This window comes from Gemmatimonadaceae bacterium (assembly GCA_035606695.1).
GTDB lineage: Bacteria > Gemmatimonadota > Gemmatimonadetes > Gemmatimonadales > Gemmatimonadaceae > JAQBQB01.
Window position 1 is genome coordinate 1 of the sequence record DATNEW010000013.1, and the last position, 24,581, is coordinate 24,581.

24 protein-coding genes are annotated in these 24,581 nt (G+C 65.9%); 12 read left to right on the forward strand and 12 right to left on the reverse strand.

Features of this window, described 5'->3' with window-relative positions; translation table 11 throughout:
• The coding region (locus tag VN706_04015) for a hypothetical protein (protein HXT14768.1) at nt 1-203 on the reverse strand (203 nt) is incomplete at its 3' end.
• 266 nt (nt 204-469) lie between these two features.
• Here VN706_04015 and VN706_04020 point away from each other — a divergent pair.
• The gene (locus VN706_04020) at nt 470-2,734 is read left to right on the forward strand and encodes a lipase maturation factor family protein (protein HXT14769.1); all 2,265 of its coding nucleotides are present in this window, start codon (nt 470-472) and stop codon (nt 2,732-2,734) included.
• A gap of 98 nt (nt 2,735-2,832) precedes the next feature.
• Here VN706_04020 and VN706_04025 read toward each other — a convergent pair whose 3' ends face one another.
• Complete coding sequence (locus VN706_04025) at nt 2,833-3,297, reverse strand: phage tail protein (GenBank protein HXT14770.1); 465 nt, start codon at nt 3,295-3,297, stop codon at nt 2,833-2,835.
• A gap of 323 nt (nt 3,298-3,620) precedes the next feature.
• Here VN706_04025 and VN706_04030 point away from each other — a divergent pair, with 323 nt between their 5' ends.
• Nucleotides 3,621-4,280, forward strand: a complete 660-nt coding sequence (locus tag VN706_04030) for a response regulator (GenBank protein HXT14771.1) — start codon at nt 3,621-3,623, stop codon at nt 4,278-4,280.
• Here VN706_04030 and VN706_04035 read toward each other — a convergent pair.
• The 4 genes from VN706_04035 to VN706_04050 all read right to left on the reverse strand — a co-directional run bounded on the left by VN706_04035 (nt 4,241) and on the right by VN706_04050 (nt 7,712).
• Nucleotides 4,241-4,702, reverse strand: a complete 462-nt coding sequence (locus VN706_04035; GenBank protein HXT14772.1) for a response regulator — start codon at nt 4,700-4,702, stop codon at nt 4,241-4,243. The two genes, VN706_04030 and VN706_04035, sit on opposite strands and share 40 nt — an antisense overlap.
• 70 nt (nt 4,703-4,772) lie before the next feature.
• Nucleotides 4,773-6,050, reverse strand: a complete 1,278-nt coding sequence (locus VN706_04040; protein HXT14773.1) for a HAMP domain-containing sensor histidine kinase — start codon at nt 6,048-6,050, stop codon at nt 4,773-4,775.
• Between the two features lie 73 nt (nt 6,051-6,123).
• The gene (locus VN706_04045; protein ID HXT14774.1) at nt 6,124-6,966 is read right to left on the reverse strand and encodes a response regulator; all 843 of its coding nucleotides are present in this window, start codon (nt 6,964-6,966) and stop codon (nt 6,124-6,126) included.
• 11 nt (nt 6,967-6,977) lie between these two features.
• On the reverse strand, nt 6,978-7,712 hold the full coding sequence (locus VN706_04050) for a histidine kinase dimerization/phospho-acceptor domain-containing protein (protein ID HXT14775.1): 735 nt from the start codon (nt 7,710-7,712) through the stop codon (nt 6,978-6,980).
• Nucleotides 7,713-7,842: 130 nt separating this feature from the next.
• Here VN706_04050 and VN706_04055 point away from each other — a divergent pair, with 130 nt between their 5' ends.
• The 3 genes from VN706_04055 to VN706_04065 all read left to right on the forward strand — a co-directional run bounded on the left by VN706_04055 (nt 7,843) and on the right by VN706_04065 (nt 10,928).
• Nucleotides 7,843-8,859: a GTP-binding protein gene (locus tag VN706_04055; protein HXT14776.1), complete on the forward strand. Its 1,017-nt coding sequence runs from the start codon at nt 7,843-7,845 to the stop codon at nt 8,857-8,859.
• Entirely contained in the window at nt 8,856-9,329 is a 474-nt protein-coding gene (locus tag VN706_04060) for a response regulator (protein HXT14777.1), read from the forward strand. The genes VN706_04055 and VN706_04060 overlap by 4 nt, the downstream gene beginning before the upstream one ends.
• A gap of 111 nt (nt 9,330-9,440) precedes the next feature.
• Nucleotides 9,441-10,928, forward strand: a complete 1,488-nt coding sequence (locus VN706_04065) for an alpha/beta fold hydrolase (GenBank protein HXT14778.1) — start codon at nt 9,441-9,443, stop codon at nt 10,926-10,928.
• On the opposite strand, the gene VN706_04070 is transcribed toward VN706_04065, so the two are convergent.
• The 3 genes from VN706_04070 to VN706_04080 all read right to left on the reverse strand — a co-directional run bounded on the left by VN706_04070 (nt 10,912) and on the right by VN706_04080 (nt 13,634).
• Nucleotides 10,912-11,577 (reverse strand): hypothetical protein, encoded by a 666-nt coding sequence (locus VN706_04070; protein HXT14779.1) that lies wholly within the window; start codon nt 11,575-11,577, stop codon nt 10,912-10,914. The genes VN706_04065 and VN706_04070 overlap by 17 nt on opposite strands.
• A 50-nt stretch (nt 11,578-11,627) precedes the next feature.
• Nucleotides 11,628-12,548, reverse strand: a complete 921-nt coding sequence (locus VN706_04075) for a transporter (GenBank protein HXT14780.1) — start codon at nt 12,546-12,548, stop codon at nt 11,628-11,630.
• Nucleotides 12,549-12,650: 102 nt separating this feature from the next.
• Nucleotides 12,651-13,634, reverse strand: a complete 984-nt coding sequence (locus tag VN706_04080; GenBank protein ID HXT14781.1) for an OmpA family protein — start codon at nt 13,632-13,634, stop codon at nt 12,651-12,653.
• A 231-nt stretch (nt 13,635-13,865) separates the two neighbouring features.
• On the opposite strand from VN706_04080, the gene VN706_04085 reads away from it, so the two are divergent.
• The 3 genes from VN706_04085 (at nt 13,866) to VN706_04095 (ending at nt 16,279) form a co-directional block, all read left to right on the forward strand.
• Nucleotides 13,866-14,591, forward strand: coding sequence for a DUF4136 domain-containing protein (locus VN706_04085; protein ID HXT14782.1), 726 nt, complete (start codon nt 13,866-13,868; stop codon nt 14,589-14,591).
• 126 nt (nt 14,592-14,717) lie between these two features.
• Nucleotides 14,718-15,554 (forward strand): DUF2092 domain-containing protein, encoded by an 837-nt coding sequence (locus VN706_04090; GenBank protein ID HXT14783.1) that lies wholly within the window; start codon nt 14,718-14,720, stop codon nt 15,552-15,554.
• Nucleotides 15,551-16,279, forward strand: coding sequence for a hypothetical protein (locus tag VN706_04095; protein HXT14784.1), 729 nt, complete (start codon nt 15,551-15,553; stop codon nt 16,277-16,279). Before VN706_04090 ends, VN706_04095 begins: the two co-directional genes overlap by 4 nt.
• Before the next feature lie 91 nt (nt 16,280-16,370).
• Here VN706_04095 and VN706_04100 read toward each other — a convergent pair whose 3' ends face one another.
• Nucleotides 16,371-17,459 (reverse strand): hypothetical protein, encoded by a 1,089-nt coding sequence (locus tag VN706_04100; GenBank protein ID HXT14785.1) that lies wholly within the window; start codon nt 17,457-17,459, stop codon nt 16,371-16,373.
• Nucleotides 17,460-17,647: 188 nt separating this feature from the next.
• On the opposite strand from VN706_04100, the gene VN706_04105 reads away from it, so the two are divergent.
• The gene (locus VN706_04105; protein HXT14786.1) at nt 17,648-18,775 is read left to right on the forward strand and encodes a hypothetical protein; all 1,128 of its coding nucleotides are present in this window, start codon (nt 17,648-17,650) and stop codon (nt 18,773-18,775) included.
• Between the two features lie 27 nt (nt 18,776-18,802).
• Here the strand turns inward: VN706_04105 and VN706_04110 are convergent, their stop codons facing one another.
• Both VN706_04110 and VN706_04115 read right to left on the reverse strand, forming a co-directional pair.
• On the reverse strand, nt 18,803-19,459 hold the full coding sequence (locus VN706_04110) for a hypothetical protein (GenBank protein ID HXT14787.1): 657 nt from the start codon (nt 19,457-19,459) through the stop codon (nt 18,803-18,805).
• Entirely contained in the window at nt 19,456-20,781 is a 1,326-nt protein-coding gene (locus VN706_04115; protein ID HXT14788.1) for a hypothetical protein, read from the reverse strand. Before VN706_04115 ends, VN706_04110 begins: the two co-directional genes overlap by 4 nt.
• A 169-nt stretch (nt 20,782-20,950) precedes the next feature.
• Here VN706_04115 and VN706_04120 point away from each other — a divergent pair, with 169 nt between their 5' ends.
• Genes VN706_04120 through glsA form a run of 3 tightly spaced genes read left to right on the forward strand, consistent with a single transcriptional unit; the run spans nt 20,951 to nt 24,403 of the window.
• Nucleotides 20,951-22,012, forward strand: coding sequence for an amidohydrolase family protein (locus tag VN706_04120; GenBank protein HXT14789.1), 1,062 nt, complete (start codon nt 20,951-20,953; stop codon nt 22,010-22,012).
• Nucleotides 22,013-22,025: 13 nt separating this feature from the next.
• Complete coding sequence (locus VN706_04125; GenBank protein HXT14790.1) at nt 22,026-23,282, forward strand: DcaP family trimeric outer membrane transporter; 1,257 nt, start codon at nt 22,026-22,028, stop codon at nt 23,280-23,282.
• Nucleotides 23,282-24,403, forward strand: a complete 1,122-nt coding sequence (glsA, locus tag VN706_04130) for a glutaminase A (GenBank protein ID HXT14791.1) — start codon at nt 23,282-23,284, stop codon at nt 24,401-24,403. Before VN706_04125 ends, glsA begins: the two co-directional genes overlap by 1 nt.
• The last annotated feature ends 178 nt before the right edge of the window (nt 24,404-24,581 follow it).

A 24,581-nucleotide genomic window follows, 5' to 3' on the forward strand; every position in this document is an offset into this window, starting at 1 on the left:
CCGCCACCGCCACCAGGAACGCCGCCACCACCGCCGCCGCTGCCACCACCCGGTAATCCCTTCGCGAACGCCGCGGGAGCGTGTGAGCCAACGGACGAAGAGGGCGAGGTCGATGAATCGGCGCACGCAGCGAGCGTCGCAAGCAGCGTAGCCGTGGCGACGACGCGCAGCCGGCCGTTACCGGAAGTGAACGCGAGAAACACGATATGATCTCCAAGAACGGGTGAGTCGCGGGTAGGGTGACGCACGCCGCAATCGCATGTCGAGCGCCATTCCATCAGCATTCGAAGCGCGCGAGCTATGATGCGGCAGCGTCCCGATTTACGCGCTGCCTCACGCGAGCGCGGCAAATACGCGCGTACCGCGAATCACGACAACACTGTCTCGATTCAAAGCCGCGCGCGAAAAGTTCCTTACGACGCCGCCCGCCACGTAGCCGCACTCCGCGTCGTCCTGTACTTTGCGCGCCATGCATTTCCCGCCGACGCTCATCTGGGGCGTCTTCCTCCGACTCCTCGGCCTCGTCTATCTCCTCGCGTTCGCGTCGCTCTCCCTTGACGCCCCCGCGTCGATCGGCGCGCGCGGCGTGTTGCCAATCGCGCCGCTCCTGTCTCGCATCCGCCAGGATTTCCCGAGCTGGCGGCGCTTCGTCTGGTTTCCGACACTCCTCTGGCTCGGCGCCAGCGACCGGCGGCAACGTCTCCTCCTCGGCGCCGGTGTGCTGGCATCGCTCGCCGTGATGGCCGGCATCGAGTCGCGTGCCGCGCTCGTGGCGTGCTGGTTGGTGCTCTTGTCGTTCGACACCGCATACGACATGGCCTTTCCGTGGGAGTGCGCGCTCTTCGAAGCGGGCTTCCTCGCGCTGATGCTGCCCGCGCTCACACCGTTGCCGTCGTTAGAGATTGCACATGCGCCGCTTCCGGTCGTCGCGTGGGCGTGTCGCTTCCTCGTGGCGCGCATTCTCTTCGGCTTCGGCAAAACAAAATTCACTCGCGAGGCCTCGCGCGATCCGGTGTATCTCAAGAGCTACATGCTCGCGCAACCACTCCCGACGCCGGCCGGGTATTTCGCGTTCCACTTGCCGGCGTGGGTGCATCGCGCGGCGCTGGCGTACATGGCGCTGGGCGAGCTCGTGGCGCCCTTCCTCATCTTCGCGGGGCCACTGCCGCGATTGGCCGCCGCGGGGATCATCGCGAGCCTGATGGTGGGCATTCAGCTGACCGGCAATTACGGCTACTTCAACGTTCTCATAATCGTGCTCTGCGTGCCGCTGCTCGACGCGCACGCGTCGCTGTTCGATCGTCCGCTGCTCGATGTGCACCATCCGGCGGCAACGGGCGCGACGATCATCATCGCGTTCCTCGCCGTCGGTTGGGTGCTGTCACTCCTCGTCAACAACTGGGTCACGCGCAACTGGCTGAACTGGCCGGGCTGGCATGCCATTCCGTCGCGAGCGATCCGCTGGGTCGCGGCGTTCTATCGCGCGCTGTCGCCGTTCCGCGTCGTGCACGGCTACGGCATCTTTCCACCACGCATCGGGCCGCCGCTCCGCTGGCTGCCGGTGATCGAAGGCAGCGACGACGGCGAACAATGGGTGGTGCTCCGCACGCCCTACCAGCAGTGCGACGAATTGTCGCGGCCGAGGTTCTTCGCGCCACGCTTTCCGCGCATGGATCACGGCATCTTTTACGAGGGCGGCGGTCTCTCGCACAGCGGCTTCGTCGGACCGTTGATCTCGTCGGGTCATCGCTATCGATTCGATCGCGTGACGACGCTCGAGCGTCTGGCCACGCGACTGCTCGAGCCCAATTCGCCGGTCGCAACACGATTCGCCGAGCCGTCGCAATTGTCGGCGTTCGCCGGCGGCGCGCCTCGGTTCGTTCGCATTCGCGTTCGCAGCTTTACCGCGGCGGCGCCTGAAGATCGCGCGCGGGGACGTTGGTGGCAGTGCGAGGATGCGGGTGTGCTCGTTCCACCGATGAGCCTCGCGTCGCGTTCCGACACCTCGTATCCCACGCCGGAATTTTTCGCGTGGGACGAGATCTATTGGCGGCGCCGCGCGCCGGTGCTCGACGCGGCGCACGCGGGTATAGCGCCGGCGGATGACGGCGTCGACAAGTTCTGGAGCAATTTTTTTCCCGAGGTTCTGCCCGCGAGAGACGACTGGTCGTATCTCGCGACGACCGTGAAGCGGGTGCGCGCACGCTTCACCGCCGCCGAGCGCAACGCGCACGAGCGAACCTTCCGGTTGCTCATCGCCGCACTCGGCGCCCGGCTCGAGCCGCACTTTCTGGGAACGCGCGAACCACGATTGATCGTGCCCACGTGGTTCGACGTGGGGATGCTTGCGTCGGCGATCGTGGCGCACGGTCGCGACTCGTATGAAGAGGCCATGCGCGATCCCGCGTCGGTCGTTGTACGCGCGAACGACATGACGTTCGTGACTTTCGCGACGTTCGAGCAGGGAATGTTATTCGAGGGCATTTTCCGCTATGAGACGCTCGCCTGGCACGTTCGCGCCGCTCGCCGCAACAGGCGTGCATGGGGCGATGAGCCGTTGGCCGCGCCGACGGGCGGCGTACCTGGCAGCGTGTTGATGCTCACGCCTCTGGTCGAGCGGTTTCCGCTCGACGAGCCCGAGGCTGCGTACGCGCCGGTGAGGTTCGAGCAACGAGCGGATGGGGTGTGGGCGGAATACGCGGGGGAGATGAGTTTAGCGGCTTCGATAGTTTAGTTTTTCGCGCCAGACCCTTGGCGGCGGCCGGGTGAACGGCTTCTGTGGAAGCGTCGGCGATCGTCGACTGGTGCCGCGCTCTTCACTGAGAAGCGCTTTCACCCGGGCAACGTGTACGTCGGCTCCGTCGGCTCGCCGACGCTCGCGTCTCGCTCCCATCCTTCATTCTGTAGCACCGCCACCTCGATCACGACGGCATTGCCGACACCGTCGAGCTCCGGCATGCTCCTGAACTCCGACGGCCAGCACCGATGAACGATGTATCCGACAACGGGTTGACCAGCCTCGTTGTAAACCGTGATGCCGATTTCCTTCACGAAGCTGCCGGCCGGCGAGTCGCGCGTCGAATTGGAGTTCGAGTAATCCCACACCTTATTCAGCCACTGAATAAATGCCACGTCGTATGAAACGCCCCGTTCGAGCGTGACGGACGGTGCCGGCGCGTTTTTCTCGTCCGAAGAATTCGTCAGCCCGCTGACCCTGCTCACGCCGGCGACGGCACGGCCCTCGACGAACACGATGAACCGATAGTTCCGATAGGGAGCGAGGCGATCTGGAGTCATGCGCCGTATCGTAATGGGTCCGAGACGAGGCGCGTCAAACTCCCGTGAAGCCGGTTACTCGTCCCGGTTAGGCCGCCATGAGATGACGAGCCGCGCGCGCCGTGACTCCGAACGCGCCGCGTTGGACCTTGGTCCAAGGCTCTTGTCCAGCATCGGTTCCGGAACCTATTGTTTCCTCCCCGTCCAAGCGCCGCGAGCGCCGAGACGCGCGCCACACCGCTGCCGGTGCGCACTTCTCACTTCGACCGAGCGGTTGTTCCAGTACTAGTATTCAAGATGTCAAATGCATGTCCGACATCGCTGGAACAGCGCGGAGACGTTCCATGACATCCCCTTATCCAGTCTCGTCCCGCCCGTGGCGGCTCGGCATCGTCGATGACGACGACGCGGTCCTGCGCTCACTCTCGCGCATGCTCGTCGCCTGCGGATACGACGTCTCGACGTTCGAGTCCGCCGACGAGTTTCTCGCCGCGGTGAAGACCGACGTCCCCGACGCACTCCTCCTCGATCTCTGCATGCCGGGCACCGACGGGCTCTCGCTGATCGACCAACTGCACGATCGCGGCTACATGCTGCCGATGGTGTTTCTCTCGGGACACGCCGACGTGCCGACGTCCGTGCGCGCCATTCGCGCCGGCGCGGTCGATTTCCTCGAGAAGCCGTGCGACGAGGCCACGCTCCTCGCTTCACTCGAGCGGGCGCTCGACCTCGCGCGGAATCAGGCGAATGGAAGCGACCAGGTGGTGCAAACGCGCTGGCTGTCGCTCACGCCGCGCGAGCGGGAAGTCGTGCGCCACGTCGTGCAGGGTCAGCTCAACAAGCAGATCGCCGCCGCGCTCGGAACGACGGAGAAGACCGTCAAGGTGCATCGCGGGCGCGCCATGGCGAAGATGGCCGCCAAGTCGGTCGCCGAGCTGGTTCGCTTGGTCGACCGGCTCGATGGTCAGCCCGCGGAGCGATCGACCGCGCGCGCCTGGACATAACGGCGCACCACGCGTACGAGCGAGCGCGGATGCACCGGCTTCACGAGCATCTCGTCGCATCCTGCCGCCAGCGACATCTCGTGATCGGCGAGGCCTGACAACGCCGTCACGGCGATGATCGCGGGGCGCGGCGTCGTGTGGTCGGCGCGAATCGCCCGTGCGACTTCCCAGCCGGTGAGCTCGGGCATCACGATGTCGAGCATGATCGCGTCGGGCCGCTCGACTTGCGCGATGACGAGCGCCTCGCGCCCGGTGCGCGCCTCGACGACGCGAAAGCCCGCGTTCTCGAGGACGATGCGCGCGATGTAGCGGCTGTCGGCGTGATCGTCGGCCACGAGGATCAACGGCGCCTCGGGCGAAAGCGTCGCGATCTCGGTATCGATGCGATATGGGGCAAGCGGCATGGTGAGTTCCAGTGTCATGGACCAGTTCCGGTCGGCGTTGGGCACCAAGAAGCGGCGTCAGCCGGGCGGGGCCTAGTGGATCAAAGTCCTACAACATCGGTGAGCCGTTTCCGTCGGTCGACACGTGGCTCGTGTGCGTCGGCCGTCTCGTGGGCGCTTCGCGTCGGTCGGTCAGCCGGATGTGGCGCGGCAAGCGAAGCGTGAACACCGAGCCGCGCGCGACGTCGCTGGTCGCCGAGAGCTCGCCCTTCATCGCCGTGGCGAACTCGCGGCTGATGGTCAGGCCAAGGCCCGATCCGCCATAGGCATCGATCACGGGCGCGCCGACCTGCACGTAGGGCTCGAAGATCTTCTGCAGCTTTTCGCGTTCGATCCCGGGCCCCGTGTCCGTGACGTCGAAGCGCACGACGTCGCCTTCGGTGCAACAGCTCAGCGTCACTTTACCGGGCGGCTTCGTGAACTTGATCGCGTTGGCGGCGAGGTTCACGAGGATCTGTTTCAGCTTGTCCGCGTCGGCGCTCGCGAGCAACCCGGGCGCGTGTGGCTCGATGTGAACGGTGATGCCGTGCTGGGTCCCGAGCGGCTCGACCACGATCTGCACCGCGCGCAGGGCCTCGAGCGCGCTCACCGGCCCGATGTTGTACGCCACGCGGCCCGCCTCGAGGCGCGAGATGGTGATCACATCGTCGATGATGCGAACGAGGATGTGCTCACTCTCGGTGATACGCTCGAGCATGTGGCGCTGCTCCGGCGTGAGCGGATGCGACGTCTCGGCCCGCAACAGCTCGACGTAGCCCGTGATGGACTGGAGCGGTGTCCGCAGCTCATGGCTCATCTTCGCGAGAAATTGAATCTTCGCGTCGGTCGCCTGCGCCATGCGATCGCGCAGTCGCTCGGCACGTGTTTGTTCGGCCGCGTGCATGACGGCGACTCCGACGACGTCGGCGCAGAACCGCTCGAGCTCCATCATGCGCTGCCGCGACCGGACACGTTTCCGAAACAACAGTCCGAACGCGCCGAGCAAGCCGCCGTCGAGCCGGAAGAAGGGCAGCACGCCGATGGCGTTGAAGCCGAGCGAACGGGCCGCGTCGTTCAACGACTCGCCCTCGTCCCACGGGTGGCGCAGGCGAACGAACTGATGCTCGGCCAGTGCGCGGCCGAACGCGCCGACCCCCGGGCGCGGTGAGCCGAAGAGCTGGCACTTGGTGTCGTCGAGACCATGGCTGAGCACCGGGAAAAGCGCACCGACCGTGTCATCGTGTAGCATGAGAAAACCCATATCGGCTCGTGCAATGGCCAGCGCGAGCTCGAGGGCAGGCTTGAGCTCCGTCACGTCGATCGGCCAATCATGCTTCGTCGCAAGCATTCGGGCTGCCTCCTGTAGGGTGGCTGCGTGCATCCTACCGGAGAGCGCGAGTCGGCCAGCATTGCCCGATGGTCTATCGCAGGAGAGTCGTACGCTGTTCTACCAACGGCGGCTTCGAGTCCACCGGCGTGAACCCCGTGCCGATCGTGTTGGCGACGTTCGTTCCGTTCATCCCATTCGTCCCGTTCGTCGTGCGCGCGCGCTTGAGAACGCTCAGGATGATGTCGACGCTCGGAGGCCGAGTGCGCTCCGTACCGTCGAGCCGAATCATCGTCGTGGCTTCGTCCGCGAGCAGGCGATCCACCATGCGTACGAGCTCGGCCAGCGATCCAGCCGCGAGCTTGGACATGACGCGGCTGCGATGCACTTTCACGGTTTTTTCCGTCGTGCCGATGCGCGCCGCGACCATCTTGTTCGGCGAGCCGCACGCCACGAGGGCGCATACCTCCGCCTCGCGCCGCGTGAGTCGTCCCGCGCGCCGCCACAGGTCGATCAGCGCGCGATGTTCGTCGTCGGTGCGATGCGCGAGCTCGATCGCGCGAGTGACGGCGGCGAGCAGCGCCTCGGCCGTGAACGGCTTGGGAAGCAGGTCGGCCGCGTGCTGCTTCATCGCGCGCACGACGGTTTCGACGTCGCCCGTCGCCGTCATGAAGATGATCGGCGCGGTCACGCCGTGCGCGCGCATCTCCTGCGCCAACGTGATGCCATCGAGCTCCGGCATTCGAATGTCGGCGACGATGCATGCGGGCTCGATCTCCTCGGCGTCGTCGAGCGCGTCGGCGGGATTCTCGTACGTCTGTACGCGATAGCCGCTGGCGACGAGCAGTCGCGACAACGCGCGGCACACGCCGGCATCGTCGTCGATGACGACGATCAGCGACGGGTTCGATTCGAGTGTGAAGGACGAAGGAGACACCGGAGTAGGATCTAGTCGCCAGTATCGCTGGGGATCACGTCGAGGGGCCAGACGATGGTGGCCGTGACGCCGGCGAGCGGTGAGCCGCCGAGGGCGATCGATGTGCCGTGCGCATCGGTGACAGCGTGGGCCAACGCGAGCGCCCAGTCCGTGCCGGACGCGGACTGCCGCCACCCGCCAAAGTGCATGACGGTGAGCTCCACGCCGCGCGTGCCGGCCGTGCTCGCGGATACAGTGATCGGACCGTTGGGTCGATCGCCGGCCGTGGTGCACTCGATCGCGTTGATGAGCAGATTGAGCAGCGCCTGTCGAACGAGTGTTTCGTCGGCGCGGATCGGCGGCAGGTTCGGCGGCGCGACGACGTCGATGGCGATGTGACGCGCCGAGGCCTCGCTGGCGACCAGGCGCAGAACGTCGTGAACGAGCGGCACGAGATTGACGGACCCGAACGCCGGCTCGCGATGGCGCGCCAGATCCTCGAGCACCTGAAGAGCCGCGCGCATGCGGCCTTGTTCGGCGAGCGCGTCGCGCAATGCATCGACGATCTCGCCCGCGACGGCCGACGCGGCGACGCCGTCCGCCGCGATCAATCGCAGCGCGGCTGAGACATTCATCTCCATCGCCGTGAGCGGTTGCCGCAAATCGTGCGCGACGGCAGCGACGAGCTCACCGGCGACGATGAGTCGCGCGACGCGCTCGAGCTCCTGCTCGCCTTCCTCGGAGGTAAACGCATTCGGGCTTTGCACACTGGAGATCGTGCATCCGCACGAGTGGTCGCACGCATTGGCTCTTGGCCCAATGGTGGGTGTGCGCCGGCGCGGGCCATGATGACCAACGCGCCCGAATTCGGCGCTCCCACCACGGTCGAGGTCTCTGATGCGAGTCATCGAATACGGCCATGAGCGCAAGCGCTCGATCCCATTGACAGTCATCGACGGACGACCGGGCGCGGGAAAGAGCGCCGTCGTTCGCCATGCAATGCTGACCGCAAGCGGGCAGCGAGTCGTCGCCATCACGCGCGACTTGGGCGCGTTGCTCCCAGGCGCGTCCGACGTTCGCCGCGATGGACCGGTCGCCATGTGGCCGAACGGCTCGATGGCGATCGCGACGGACGATCCCACGGCAACGCTGGCGATGCTCGCGCGGCGCGAGGCGCCGCCCGATCACGTCATCGTCGAGGCGGCCGATTCCAATCCGCGCAAGCTGGGCGGGTACGGATACATGCCCGGCTATCGGCCCGACGGACTCGTCACCGTCGTCGACGCGAGCGCGGCGGCGAGCATCGACGGCGACCGCGCGGCGTCGGAGACCTGGACGACGAGTCTTCGCCTGGCGGATCTCGTCGTGCTCAACAAAACGGATCTGGCCGGAAAGGAAACGACGACGGGTGCGCAACGCATGATCGCGTCCTTCGCGCCGCAAGCGCGATTCGTCTGGGCCGCGGAAGGAAAAGTCGCGTTGCCGCTGCTGCTCGACGTCGCGGGAAGTACCGCGCTCGACGATCGCGCCGTCGTAGCCGAGTGGCATGCGGCGTACGTGCCGACGCGGAGTCGCGGAGGCCTGAGCCTGGTCGGCGAACATTGCCGCTGCTGGTACCTCCTTGGCGAACAGCCGGTCGACTCGAAGGAGTTTCGCCGCTGGGTCAACCGCATGCCGTCATTCGTGCTGCGGGCCGCCGGCGAAGTGTACCTGGAACAGGTCCCGGATTATCGCCATGAGTTTTCTCTAATTGGTATGCGGTGGCTGCTCAAACGCGGCGCGCCGTGGGGCCGCGATCTTCCGGCGACACGCGTGACGCTGGTCGGCATCGACGGCACACGCGGCGCCGCCGCGGAGTCGCCGCGGCGTACGCTGGTGCGCCGTCAGGCCGCCGTGCCCGGAGCAACCTTATGACGGCCCCCGCGATGAACGCGGCCGGGATCCGCGTGCTCATCGCGGAGGATCACGTCGATTCCGCGACGAGCATCGGCCGGCTGCTGCGCTTGTTCGGCTACGAGGTCGCGATTGCGACGAACGGTGAAGACGCCGTCCGCGTGGCCGGCTGGTTCGCGCCCGCCGCGGCGCTGATCGACCTGACGCTGCCGGTGCTCGACGGGTTCGGCGTCGCGAGAGCATTGCGCGAGAACGTCGCCACGCGCGACTGCCGTCTCGTCGCCATGACCGGCTGGACGGCGGACGAGTACGCCGCCCGCACGCGCGACGCCGGTTTTGATTCACATCTTGTAAAACCGATCGCGGTCGAGGCGCTGATCAACGCGCTGTCGCCGGCGGTGCCGTCGACGTCCGCCAATGGACCCGCACCCGCCCCGCGTTCGATCGCCGCGCAGCGCGCGCGTCGGACGAACCACGCCGAAGTTCGCTGACGTCCGCGCGCCTCGTTCGCTCTTGGGCCAATACAGCCGAATCGCGCGGACGGCGAGGTTGAGAGTGGCTTCCGCAGCAGGTGGAAAATGGGTAGAGGTTGGGGTGGGAGAATGGCCGCCATGCTCGTGGCGGCCGCATCATCACATGTTGCCGCGCAGACGACACAGGTGACACGGGCGGCGAAGTTCACCGAACTGCCGTGCACGGAGACGTACGGCAAGTTCGACGAGTCCACGCGAGCGATCGCGCGCTGTGGGACCGTCACGGTGCCGCAGGACCGCGCGGCACCAAACAACACGGCGTTGCAGGCGGTCGTATTGCCCGTCGTCGTGTACGCGTCGCCGACGGCGCACGGCACACCGCTCATCTTCCTGGCGGGCGGACCGGGCGAATCGGCGATCGACGCGGCGCAGCAGGCGTTGCTCGACACACCGCTGGGTCAAATGCTGCTCCGCGAACGACCGATCGTGGCGTTCGATCGCCGCGGCGTGACGACCGACAGTCATCGCGCCTCGCCCGATTTGAGCAGCGTCGAGTACCAGGCACGGTATCCGCGAAAGGAGGCGGTTGCCCCGCTGCGCGATACGGTCACGCGTCTCACCACGTTCCTCCGCAAGCGCGGCGTCGTCGCCAACAACTTCACGACGTTGGCGGCGATCGAGGACATCACTGACGTGATTCACGCGCTCGGCTACTCGCGCGTCGTGCTGCTCGGTGCGTCGTACGGAACGCGCGAGGCGCTGCACTTCGTGCGCCGACACCGCGACATGGTGGAGTCGATCGTGCTCGACGGCGTGGCGCCGCCGAACGCCGTGTCGCTCCTGGATTCGGCGACCATCGTCAACGCGGGGCGCGACGTGGTGTCACGACTCGTCGAAGACTGCAAGCAGGATGAATCTTGCGCCGCCGACTTCGCCGATTTGCCGAAGGCCGTCGCCTGGTTGGGCGCGGACACTCTTGGCGCGCTGCGGCGCACGGCGAACTTTCCGGACAACGGCGGCTGGCATACGCTTGGCGCGCGCGGCGCCGCGATACTCAGCGTGATTGGTATGGCGTCGACGTGGGAGGCGATCCGCGCGCAAGCGCCGGCCGTGCTCGTGGAGTTTGCCCGCTACGATACGCTGCGCTCGCCGCTCGCGGCGCGTGTGCTCGTCGCCGCGGCCGCGGATCCGACGCTCACCGGAGGTCATGGCGAGCGAGTTCCGCTCGTGCGGTACATCGCTTTCTGCGGCGACCGCCCGCAGGGCGAACCGTTCGTCGGCGATCGCACGGTCTGCGATGCGCTCGGCGTTCCCTTCTCGGGTCCCGAGGCGATTGCACGCGTCACGAGTGACGTGCCCGCGCTGCTCATCTCGTCGGGGTACGATGCGCAGACGCCGGTCCGCTTCGCCGATGATGCGGCGCGTTCGCTGGCGCACAGCTTTCAAGTGTTGTTTCCGATGGTCGGCCACGTGGCGATCGGCCGACCGATCGCGATGGCGTGCGCGGCGGTGGTGATCGAGTCGTTCCTGGGACAGCCCGATCGCGCGCCGGCGTCGACGTGCGTCTCGAGCATCCTCCCGGCGTTCGCGCCGAATCGGATCAGTAAGGAGCCGTGACGACGGAGGACGCGCACGATGGCGAGCAGAGGGCGGTCGCCCCGCTCGCCATCAAGCCGTCCTTGCGCAGGCGGTCGCGAATGTGGCGAATGACCGATGCGGTGAGGGCGCCGGCCGAGCTGGGATTCGTCGTCTCGCTGCGCGCGGCGAAGATCAGGCGGTCGTCGGCCAGTGAATAGATCTGCGTCTCGATCGTCACCACGCGATCGGCGACCACGTAGCCGGGATCGTACGGCGTCGCCCAGGCGTAATTCCAGTAGCCGCCAAACCCGTACGGCCGATCGTACCAGTACGTGCCGTCGACGTACGAGGGACGCACGCTGACGTCGGCGACGCGCATCATGATGGCGCCGTCGAAGCCGGCCGCGCGGAGCCGTGCCGCCGCTTCGTCGCGACCGATCGTGCTGTCGGCCGCCGGCATCACGGTGTACGACGGCACGACGTTGGCGAAGGACGCGGCGATCTTGTCTTCGACGGTGCGCCGCAGCGCTTCGTCGCGCGTCACGAAGACCGCGACGCCCCGACGGAAGCTCACTTGCGTGGCATGCGGGTCATGCCAGGTGGCGGCGAGCTCAGTCGAGTGGAAGCAGGCGGTGGACCCAAGCGCGGTCGCGGCGAGCGCGAGCGCGACGGCGGAAGTCGAACGCATACGCCATCCTCGATGATTAAAATTTGGATATTACAAAATGCGAATACCTGCTATGGCAGGCGGCCCATCGTCAGGGCGACGAAGAGCGTGTTTCCCTGCGTGGCCGAGTGCGACCCCGCTTCGACCAGATAGCGCAGCGTGACGGAGTTCGCATCGCTCAGGGCCGGGAAGGGGATCGTGATCTCGGGCCCCACGCCGAACATGCGATTCTTGCCGGCGAAGAGCGGCGACACGTTGAAGTTCTGGTCGTTCGTGAGCTTCCACATCGCGTAGTAGGCGACGCCCAGCTGGCCGAAGTGCCGGATGAGCGTATGGCCCGCGCCGCCCTCGACCGTGAGCACCTGTCCCGCGCGCTTGTCGGTGTCTTCGACGTGCGACTGCACCTGGTACGCGACCAACGCCGAGGCGCTGGATTGATGCGAGGAACCGAGGTAGACCGTGCTGCCGGCGGACATCTCGTACGACCACATGCCGAAGCCGGTGTTGTTGTTCGCGCCGTCGTGAAAGCGGCCGGTGGGCATGTAGACGCCGAAGCCGGCGACGACGTCCGCCGACGGAAACGTCCAGCCCAGCTTCATCGGCTGTATATAGATGTCGCTGAAACCCCAGCTGCGCACCGGCTTGGCGTCGGGCGTCGGGATCGTGAGGTCCGCCCACGGGATGATGATCGAGAAGCCGTACTGGCCGGCGGCCCACACGGCGGGCACGGTGAAGCCGAGTTGCAGCGAGAAGACGTTGACGGGCGGCTGCAGATGCGAGAACGCCGTTTCGTTGGCGGCGATCGTATTCTCGGGCTCGTAGCTCGAGTAGAGTGCGCTGGAATAGAATCCCGGTTTCGGCAGCGTACCGGACAGGATGCCGAAATCACCGCGGAACTGTGGAATGTTGGCTTGGGCGCGGGCGGCGCCGGCGGCCGCCAGGGTCGCGGCGACGAGACTCGCGCACCGGACCGCGCGTCGAACGTGAGGCATACGACACTCGAGGAATGGAGGCAATGAGAAATCTCTCAATAGAGATCTCTCATTGCCGTGTGACCGTGACGGGGCGCTACCGCTAGGCGCTACCGCTAGGCGCTACCGCTGGGCGCGGTTGACGAGCACCTTGACCAGGGCCCGGCGGTTCTGGGCGCGGCCTTCGGGCGTCTCGTTCGATGCCGCGGGATCGTCCTCGCCGAACCCGGTCGGATTCAACAGGCGGCGGAGCGGAATCCCCCGTTCCTTCACGAGATAGTGGACCACCGCTTCGGCGCGGCGTTCGCTCAACTCCAGGTTGCTCGAGGCGCGTCCGACGGCGTCGGCATAGCCCGTCACCTCGATCAGGTAGCCGTCCTGGGTCATCGCCTTCGCGGCGACCGCGTCGAGCGCCTGGCGGTCGTCGTCGGTCAGCGTCGAGCTCGCGGTCGCGAACGTCACCATCATACTGTCGCGCACGTCGTACTTGTCGATGTCGTCGAAGCGCACGCTGATCGCGGCGAGACTGTCGCGCGCCCGTGCCTCGAGCGCCGCGAGGCTGTCGGCGATGCGCGCCTTGGTGGCCTCGAGATTGCCGCCGACCTTGTCGATGCTGTCGGCATTGGCGCCGACGCGCATGCTGAGCGCCACCGTGCCTGCCGCGACCTGCTGGGCGACGCGCAGCGCGCTCGAGTGGAAGCTGATCTTGTCGGCCACGAGATTGCCGCGGTCGCCGCCGTTGCCCTTCACCTCGACGATGAGACCGGGCAGCAGGCTTGACACGTCGCGCGGCTGCTTTTCCGTCTTGAACAAACCCGACGGCGACGAGATGCGCGTGCCTTCCGTCAACGTGATCACGTCCACGTGACCGTCCTCGTCGCGAATCACCATATCGTCACCGCGGCGGCTGATGATCAGGCCCTTGACCTTCGCGCCCTGGCCTTCCGTGAAGTTGGCCGGTGCGGTCACCGTTGTTGCGGGCAACGGCTGCGGCGTCTGCGCGCTCAGGTGGGCCGCAAACGCGGCGAACAACACCACGAGCAGCACCGTAAACACGAACATCAGCGACGATCCGCGAAGCCGATCCCTTTTGTCCTCCGTCCACATAAGCTCACCTCGTCCTGCTGCGGGGATGCAGGCGCCGTCCGGCCGCCTGCGAGTTCATAGACAGAATGCCGTGAACGCCGGTTCCCGCGGCATTCGACCATGGTCCGATGGGGCTCGCGTCCGACGCCCGCGTACTCTGTCGCGAGCGGCCAAGCGCCGCTCTGCATCGAAGTGAGGCACCTCAGCAGTTCATCAGCAGTTCATCAACAGACGCAGTTCCTGGAGGACCGCATGATCGGGAAGGTTCACAACGTTCACGGACGGACATGGCGCGCGCTTGCACTCTGCGGCGCGCTGGTCGCACTTGGCGCGTGCGGCGACGATGACAACAACCTCGTCGTCGTCGGACCGGGCGGCACCCCGGACGGCGTCGTCACGACGCTCAAGGATTCCGCGTTTGACTTCACCGTCCTGCACACGTTCGCGATGCCGGACACCATCATGCATCTGGTGCCGGCGACCGGAACGCCGCTCGCCGTAACGGGGCAGTTCGATCGTGCCACGCTCGACAAGGTGCGCGCGTCGTTCCTGGCGCGCGGCTACACGCAGGTGACGCCGTCGTCCACCGTCATTCCGGATTTCATCGTCCTGGTCGGCGCGACCGCCACGACGAACTACAACGCGTGGGTCGGCTATCCGTTCTTCGCGGTGTGGGGATCGTCGCCCGTGTGGGTGTTCAATCCCTCGTTCGACAACTCGTGGACCATCGTGTATCCGTGGGCCGCGGTGGTCGGCGTGACGGCGTTCGATCGCGGCACGCTCCTCATCGATCTCATTCCGACGAAGACGGTGACGCCGGTGACGAAGTCGGTGCGGTCCGCGTGGTCCGGTGTGGCGACAGGAGAGCTCAACGGTTCGTTCGGCCAGGGCACGATCAACGCGGCGGTCGACGAGATGTTCCGGCAGTCGCCGTATCTCGTCTCCGGGCCGACGGTGAATCCGCTCAACCAGCGGTGACCGTTCGCGCAGCCTCGCGGCCGCCCGCTCGCTCTCGCTCCAGCTTCCCTCCAAGACAGCGACCGGTAGAGTGAGCGGCGTCCGCGAATCGCGACGGTATTCCAGTAGTTTTATAGGAGAACAATCATGGCATACAGGCGGATCTGGATGATCGCCGCCGGACTGACCGGCGCCGCGGCGCTGGGCGCCGCCGCGGTCACGGCGCGTGGCGATGCCGCGCGCACGCGCCATGCCGCGGGCACTCTCGCGCCGGGCGATTCCAGCCCGGTCGTCGACCCCGACGCGGTCGCGGCGCTCGACAAGATGGGCAACTACCTGCGCACGCTCAAGGCCGTGCAGATCAAAGCCGTCGTCACGGATGAAGAGGTCTCACTCGACGGCGAGAAGGTGCAGACGACGAACACCGTCGACCTGCTCGCGTCACGGCCGAATCGCATGCGCGTGGAGGTGGCGAGCGAACGTCAGCCGCGCGTGTTCTACTACGACGGCAAGACGTTCACGTTGTGGGCGCCGAAGCTCGACTTCTACGCGAAGACAGACGCGCCCGGCACCATCAACGAGCTGGCCGACCGGCTCTCGGACAAGTACAACATCGACCTGCCGCTCGTCGATCTCTTCCGCTGGGGCACGCCGGAGTCGGGATTCAAGGAGTTGACAGCGGCGACCGACATGGGACCCAGCTCCGTCGACGGCACGACGTGCGAGCAGTACGTGTTTCGGCAAGACGGTCTCGATTGGCAGCTCTGGATTCAGAGCGGCGACTATCCGCTGCCGCGCAAGCTCGTGTTGACGACGACCACGGACGACGCTCGGCCGCAGCATACGTCGGTGTGGACGTGGAATCTCGCGCCGTCGTTCAACGATCAGGAATTTGCCTTCACGCCGCCGGCCGGAGCCCACCGCATCGAGTTCCTCGATGCCGAGAAGCTTCGCGCGCTGGGGGCAACGGGAGGAGCGAAATGAGTTCACTCATTAAGAAACTATGGTGGGCAGCGTCGGTGGCGGCGGTGGTCGGGGTGGCGGTGTATGAGCCGGCGCTTGCCCAGCGGCGAGGTGGTGGCGGCGGCATGCGCGGTGGCGGCGGGATGCGCGGCGGCGGGATGCGCGGCGCATCGCGGCCGAGCGTGACGAGGTCCGGCGGCGGCATGTCGCGCCCGTCGGGCGGCATGTCGCGGCCGTCCGCCGGCAATCGTCCGAGCACGCCGAATATCGGCCGTCCGGGCGGAGTCGGTGGCGTCGGCGGAGTCGGCGGAGTCGGCGGCATCGGTGGCGCCGGAGGAGTCGGCGGTGTCAATCGACCGGGCGGTGTCGGTGGCGCCGGTGGGCGTGTCGGCTCCGCGGCCGGCGACATTGCGCGCGGCGGCAACAACATCGGCAACGGGAACGTGAAGCGCGGTGACATCAGCAACCGCCCGATCGACATCAGCGACGTCGACGTCAACAACAATTGGGGTTGGGGCGACGGCTATCACGGCTGCTGTTATCACCCGATCGCGGCCGGCGCGGCGGTCGTCGCCGGCGCGGCCATCACGGCGGCGGCGATCGGCTCGACCTGGTACGCGCTTCCGTCCGGCTGCGTGACCAGCGTCGTCAACGGCGTCACCTACAACAACTGCTCGGGAACGTGGTACGAACCGTACTTCGACGGTACGACGACGACGTATGTCGTCGTGAGTCCGCCGCAATAGCAATCCAGAGAGACGCGGGCAACGGGGCGACGCATCCCCCGTCAGGTCGACGGATCGATCGTTCGACACTGGCGGGGGATGCGTCTTGCCCTCAGAAGAGCAGCCCGACAACCTGCTTCAGGATCGTGGCCGCCGGCACCACGAGGAAGACGACCGGCAGGAAAGGAATCACGAGGCCGACCGCCAGCGACATCAGATCCCGGCGGCTCACCGGCACGACATGCACCTTGCGTGCATTTAAAGTGATTGAATAAAGATCCGTCATCGCGGAAAAATCCGTGACGCCGAATACCCGATCTTCGATGGGTCGACTCTCGTCGATCAGCCACTTCTGCTCGAACGCCGCCCCCATGCGGCGCGCGAACGAGCCGTACATCACGCTGCCGCGGCGGCCGGTCAGGACGAGCGCCGGCGTGAAGACCAGGAGCGGGGCAACGAAGAGCGCGATGATCACGACTACGTACCCGACGTCGAAATACGTTTGCGACATCGTCAACCGGCCCGCCTCGGCGATGACTTGCGCCGATCGCCCGGCCGCGATCGCGGAGAAGCCCAGTCCGACCGAAACAAACGCGCCGACCGACCGCCCGACGAACGCGATGCCGCCGTTCCCGTCGGGATGGGCCGCGACCAGATGAAGATCGCAGCGCGCGATGCGGCACAGGAGCATGCCCCACGCGGCGATGCGCCACATCCAATGAAACGCCAGCGCGAACAGCACCGGCAGGCTGACGAGGACGTGCCACCAGCCCGCCGGAGAAAACCCGAGCGCGGCTGAAGAGTTGACATGCCAATCGGCGAGACGCTCCATCGGGAAAGCCAATCCAACAGCAGCGCTCGCGATGTATGCAGCGATCACCGCAACGACCTTGCCGAATGTCGAGTCCATCGAGTATCGCGCGCGCGCGGCGGCGCGGTCGAACCGCTCGCGGTCGCCGACGATGCCGCTTCTCGAGAAAATGTCGATGATCCGCCACAACCGGGGCATGCACAGCTCGTTCGCGAGCACGAAGAGCGGCACGCACACGAGGCAGCGCACGGCGGCGGCAATCTGATCGCGCAGCAGCGCTGCTCCGGACGGCTCGCTGGGCGCGGCGATGCTCAGAATGACGATCGGGAGCCACGTCACGATCGCCGCCAGCACCGCGTACCGGGCCGCGCGACGTCTGCCGCGCGTCATGGAACAACCGCCGGTGTTACACGAATCGAACCAACGACGTACTCGCCGTCACCCCCGGACTTGCTCGGCGTGTTGGACTCGAACAGTAACACCGGCGGCATGGGCACACACTACGGCGCACGTGAGGCGCAGGTTATTGGACGTTCGTCCGATCAACGGTTCGCGTACGAAGCGGTATCGTCGGCGCCATGATTCAACGACTGGAACAGCCGGATTCGGCGCGCGTGCTGCGCGACGTCAGCGACGCCCTCCGCGATGCGCTTGTCCCCGAACGTATCGCCGAGCGAGCGGTGCATCAGCTCGAGCGCGGTGTGAGCGAGGGGCTTCGCGACGTGCTGCGCGCGCGGCTGGCGCGCGATCTCCGCGATGCGTTGCGCGACGCCGGGGGGCACGGCGCCAATGCCATCGTCGCGATGAACCTGCTGAACGTGCGTCTGAGCGATGCGATCGAGGATCGCGCACGCGACGTCCTCGGCGAGGGCGTTCCGCTGATTCTGCGCGAGCGGCTGCCCAATGCGCTTCACGCGGCGATCAACGTCGCCGGGCTCCCGAAACCGCTTGACGCAGACGCGATCGACGAGTTGGCCGAACGATTGTATGGCGCCGCCGAGAAAGCGGTGCGCCAGCGGCTGCGCGATGGGCTGCGGCATGTCATTCGCAGTCGCGTTGCCCAAGTCGCGCGTGAGCGGCTCGATGAGGATTTTCAGCTGAAAGCGTCCGAGCATGCGGCGGCAAGTGACGAAGCGGGCGAGCGAACCGCGGCGTTGCTCGGCGAAGCGGTGGAGCAGGCGCTGCACGATCGCGTGCTACGCGGCGTGATGGAGCGCTTTCGCTGCATCGTCGCCAACAGCTTGCACGAGGCGACAGGCGAGCGAAACGGCGATCGGTTGGCTGAATCGTTCCGACGCGCGGTGGAGAACGGCGACGCCGCGCAACCACGTGCGACGGCGCACGGCCGGCTCGGCGTCGCGGCCACGTTGGATCGCCTGGCGCAGACGATCGAGCGGCCGATCGCGGACGCGGTGCGAGAGCAGTTGATGGATGGCTTGCGCGAACGCATCGAGACGACGGTGCGGACCAACCTCGAGGACGTGTTGAGAGAGCGACTGAGCGGCGCCATTCGGGGCGCGATCGCGCATCAGGCGGCGCGCGACGTCATCGATGTCGAGCGGCTCGCCGACAGCATCCACTACGAGTTGGCCGAGATCGTGCGCGCGCGCATTTGCGATGGCATTCGCGCACGGACCGCCGAGGCGGTGCGCACACGACTCGCCGAAGCCATCAAGATGGGCGTCTCTCGGTCGCCCATCGCTTGACGGCCGCGGAGTGAATGGAGCGCCGTCTCAGTAATTCAACCGAAGAGTCAACCCAAGCGCGTTGACGTTGTGCGGCTCACCACGCGAATTGCTTTGTCGCGCCACGTACACGTCCGACGATATCGGGCCACGAACACGCAGCTCGGTGCCGACTCGACCGCCAAGCCGCGCGATCGTGTTGTAGCGAGAGTCGTAATACGCTTCCACGGTGCCGTACGGCGCCCACCACGGCCCCTTGGGCGCGAGCGACCAGCGCTGTACGTGAATGCGTTCGCGCAGGCGATACGAATATGCTCCATTCACGTATCGCAGCTCGATGCGGCTGCGGCTGACGAAGCGCGCGAACGGCGGCGAGTACGCGGCGAACGTCGCCTCGCCGACGACGCGCGACTCGCGGTAGCTCGCGTCGCGCGTGCTGAAGGTGTATCGGAATCCGCCGCGAAAATATCCGTCAGGCAGTCGCAGGTAATCCTGATACAGGCCGACAGTCGCTTCGCGTTTCGGGCCCTCTTGCTCCGTCGATGCGGACAGCTCGAGCATCGTACGCTGATGCACCGCGGGCTGCCAATAGACGTCAACTTCCGGCCAGAGCTCCGACGTCGACGTTTGTGCGCGGACCGCCGGCGTCATCCCGGCGGCCAACGCGAGCACGCCGGTGAGCAGCGCGGTCCGAGCGACGATCAAAGCAGAATGTCCACGCCGAGTGAGAAGATCGTCCCCGTCTGGCCGGCGAGGTAATAGCCGAAGAACGAGCTTGCCGGCGACTTGTTGATGTGCAGCACATGCGCATTCACGCGCCAGCTTCGCGTGCCCGACGGGTAGTAATTGAGACCGCCGCCCAGCTCCCACGGATGCCGCTTGAACTGGTCGAACACATATCCGCTGGTCGTGTACGCGGCCAGCGATTTCGGCAGCACCATGTACGACGCCTCGGCCATGAAGCCGTGGTCGTAGATCGATTTGAGAGGGAGCGGACCCGTCGCGATAAAATGGTCGAGTGTCCGGAAGTAGTACTCGCTCTGAAACGAGAAGCCGTGGAACTTCACGCCGGCGTCGAGCGCCAGCTCGTGGTAGTCGAGCGTCTGCACGGTGACGTCGTCGGCGAGTGCTCCTTCCTCGAATGGATTGACGCCGTCCGAGAGCTTGATCTGCGTTGCGTTGGGGGGCGATCCGAGCGGGGCGTAGCGGCTCTCTCGCGATTGGCACGCCGAGATGCCGAATTGAGTCGCGAAACGCGTATGGTTTTCAAAATCACCGAAGCCGTTGCGCGGACCGAACTCGCCTGTGGTCGGCTGCCAGCGGAGACTGCCACTGTACGCCATGTCGCGCGTGTCGTTCGACTGCGTCACGCCGAGCTGGCTGAGGTTGTTGTTGACGGAGAGCGAGTAGGTGAGCCGCGGCACGATCTCGCCGGTGATGAATGCGCCCGAAGAGAATCCGCCGCGAAAGAACTCCTCCGACATCTGCCGATCGGACCCCGCCCAGTACGGCCACGACCCCTGCATCGATCGCGCGGTCAACGTGGGAAGAATGCCGACACCGATGATGAATGCCTTCGATGCCAGATACTGTACGTTGCCAAAGATCAACGTCTGTTGCGTGGCGCCGAGCGACCAGCTCGTGATGTTGTAACGAAATTTCGGGTCCCAGAAAAAGCCGGTCAGCCAGATCATCGTGCGATGCCAGTTGATGTCGTTGCGTGGATCGACGTCGCGTACGCGACCGAGATGATCGGTGAACGTTTGCCCCGCGGGCATCTGGTTCAGGTATCGGAACAGTCCGTACATCGAGATGTTGAGCGTTCCGCGCGGCGTCTTGACGATGTCGAAGCCGGTGGCCGGCGTGAATTCGCCCGCCGTGGTATTCGGAAAGCGCAGCGACGAGTCGGCCGTCTGCGGGCGTGGGTCGGCATCCTGGGCGCGTGCGGCGGTCGCGGACAGCGCGACACACGCCGCGGCGCAAGCGGTACGACGCGCCGCAGCGCGCAGTGTTCGGACACCAGGCATCGCGAGCTCCAAAGGAGTTAACTGCGTGGAGAAGGTGATCGAGCTCGCATGATTCGTCGGCGTCGGACTTCGGGCCATCCGACTTTCGACCAATACCGCGATTCGCGCGCTCGGCGAGAACTTGGGCGCCGTGTTACTGAACCGTCCGTCTTTCGCCTCGGGCCTGTCCATGCGCTCAGTCGCCGCGTGCGCGTCATTCATGGCAGTCGTGTGCACCGTGCATTCCGCCGGCGCGCAAGCCGCCGCGAACCGTGTCACGTTGAACGACACGCACTTTCACCTGACGAACTACGTCCAGCGTGGTCCGACGCTTCAGCAATTTCTAAAGCTGATGGGCGACACCATCGGGCGGGTGGCGGTGTTCGGCATTCCGCTGCAGCAGGAGTGGATGCACTCGGTCACCGGAGACGACGCACCGACGTACTACCTGCACTCGGACGCACCGCTCTACTACTACTCGTTCGTCGACGCGGTGATCGCATCGGAGTATCTGTCGTTGAGCGCGGCCGATCGCGCGCGGTTCGACCCGATGATCACCGGCTTCAATCCCGGCGACATGTACGGCGTCGATCACATTCGCCGCGTGCTGCGAATGTATCCCGGGGTGTTCTCGGGCATCGGCGAGTTCACGATCCACAAGGAATTCGTTGGGGAGAAGACGCGCCCAGGCCCGGCGAGCCTGATGGATCCGGCGCTCGACAGCATTCTGTCATTCGCGGGTGAGGCCGGCCTCATCGCGCTCGTGCACAACGACATGGACGTGCCGTTTCCCGCGGATACCGCGAAGCCGGCGTATCTCGAGGAGATGAAGGCCGTGGTGCGCCGGCACCCGAACACCACGATCATCTGGGCGCACACGGGCGTGGGTCGCATCGTGCGGCCCGTCAGGAATCACGCCCTGGTGTTGGCCGCGATGCTGTCGGATCCGGCGTTCGAACATCTCTACTTCGACATCTCCTGGGACGTCGTGGCGAAGTATCTCGTCGCGTCCCCTGAAACGATTCGCATCGCGGCGGATCTCATCAATCGTTACCCCGATCGATTTCTCTTCGGCACCGACGCCGTCGCACCCACCGACGCGGCGTCCTACCTCACCACCGACACCCTGTATGGCCCACTGTGGGCGGCGCTGACCCCGGACGCTCGCGCCAAGGTCCGCGTCGGCAACTACGAGCGGCTGTTCGACGCGGCCCGGCGCTCCGTCCGCGCATGGGAAGCCGCGCATCCGTAATGAGGATAGTGATATGAGGAAACAGGAAAGGCGGCGGCTCGTCGTGAGTCGGCTGGCACGGACCGCGATCGTGGCGGGCGCGGTCGTGGCGCAGCTCGCGCTCGCGGCCCACTACGCCGGCTCCCAGACGCCGCCGGACTCGACGCCCAAGGTCACGCTCTACGGCTTCGGCCAGGCCGACTACATCGCCGACTTCAAGCGCAACGACCCGAACTGGTTCGACGTCAACCGGCCGTCCAGGCTGCCGTCCGGTCCGGACGACCTCGGAAGAAACGGCCACTCGTACCTGAGCGCCCGGCAAAGCCGGTTCGGCGCGAAGGCGACCATTCCAACGCGACGCGGCGACGTATTCGTAAACTTTGATTTCGACATGTTCGGGGTCGGCCGCGATGCCGGCCAGACGACCATCCGCCTGCGGCACGCCTACGGCGAGTGGCACGGCATCGGCGGCGGCCAGCTCGAGAGCGCGTTCATGGACCTCGACGTCTTCCCGAACATTCTCGACTACTGGGGGCCGAACGGCATGCTGTTCTTCCGGAACGTGCAGGTGTACTGGAAGCCGATCGACAACGACAAGATGCATCTCCGCATCGCCCTCGAGAATCCGGGCGCGAGCGCCGACGCCGGCAATTTCGCGAATCGCATCGAGCTGCAGAACGTCACACCCCGCTACCCGCTCCCCGATCTCTCGGCGGGCTTCAAGTACGGCGCCAACTGGGGCTACGTCCGCGTTGCCGGCATGCTGCGCGACATTCGTTGGGATCAGGTGCCTGTCGATACGTTCGACCTGAGCGGCCGGGTGACCGGCTGGGGCACCAATCTCAGCTCCAACATCAAGTTCCTGGGCCAGGACGTGATTCGCCTGCAGTTCACGTACGGCGCGGGCATTCAGAACTATTTCAACGACGCACCGTCGGACGTCGGTGCCAAGTTCAATACCGGCAATCTCCGCACGCCGCTCACCGGCGAAGCGCTGCCGATCTTCGGCGCCTCCACGTTCATCGATCACAACTGGAATCCGCGCGTGAGCACCTCGCTCGGGTGGTCGATGGTGAACATCGACAACAGCAACGCGCAGGCGGTGACCGCGTATCACAACGGTCAGTACGCCATCGTGAATCTGCTGTGGACCCCCGTCACCGGCGTCATGATGGGCGGCGAATACCAGTACGGCTGGCGCAAGAACGTCGCGGACGGATGGACGTTCGCCGATCACCGGTTGCAGTTCTCGTTCAAGTACAGTTTCTCGCAGGACCTCGGAGGCAAATGATGAGCAGCATTCGAAACAGCCGCGTGTCGCGCCTGGTGCGCCGCGTCGCCGTCGCCTCGATTCTCACCGGCTTGGGCGGTGTCGTCGTCGCGCCGCCCACGGCCGCGATCGCGCAAAGTACGCGGACGGTCGCGCAACAAGGGACGACGCCGAGCGCAGCGGACATTCAACGCGCGCTCAACGCCGCATACGAGAAGTACAAGACACTGCAGGAAGGAAAGAACGCCGACTATATCCCGGCGCTCGCGAAGGTCGATCCGAACCTGTTCGGCATTGCACTCGTCACGGCCGACGGGCAGGCGTACACCGTTGGCGATCTCAAGACCGAAGTCTCCATTCAGTCGATCTCGAAGGTGTTTACGCTGGCGCGCGTTCTCCAGGATTCGGGCGAAGCCGCGATCGTCAAGAACATCGGGGTCGATGCCACCGGTCAGCCGTTCAATTCGATCGTCGCGATCGAGCAGAAGAAGGGCTTCGAGCAGAACCCGTTCGTGAATCCTGGCGCGATCACCGCCACGAGCATGGTTGGCGGCGCCAACGCGAGCGAGATCTGGAGCCGTATCGCCGACACGTACAACGGTTTCGCCGGGCGGAATCTCCGCGTGCTCGAGGATGTGTACCAGTCTGAGGCCGCAACGAACCAGCGCAATCGCGCGATCGGCGCGTTGATGCTCGCGTACGGCCACATCTCGGCGAATGCCGATCAGGCGACCGACATCTATACGCGTCAGTGCTCGGTCGGCGTGAACGCGCGGGATCTGGCGATCATGGCCGCGACGATCGCGAACAACGGCGTCAATCCGCTCACGAAGATGCGCGTTCTGGACACGCAACACATTCCCGGTCTGCTCGCCGTCATGGCGACGGCCGGTCTGTACGACGACTCCGGCCAGTGGCTCTTCAAGACCGGCTTGCCGGCGAAGAGCGGCGTCGGCGGCGGATTGATCGCGGTCTCACCAGGCAACTGGGGCATCGCGGTGATCTCACCGCCGCTCGATGAGGCGGGGAACAGCGTTCGGGCCCAGCGCGCGATCGCCGACATCTCGGCGGCGCTCGGCGGGAATCCGTACGCGGTGTCGAGGACTGGGGTGGCCGCTGGGCAGCTGGGGCCACCGAAGTGACCACGCGGACGAACGTCCGACGAACGTGGACAGGCACGGAGACGGCGTGAACTGCGGTTGACTGCTGTTGAGTATTTCTTAAGAACACCTTCGGGATGCTTCGCGAATCGGAGGCATCCCGAGGGTGTTCTAAAAAAAGAGTCCCTGAACTTCAAACGCCATTCATCCGCCGTCTCCG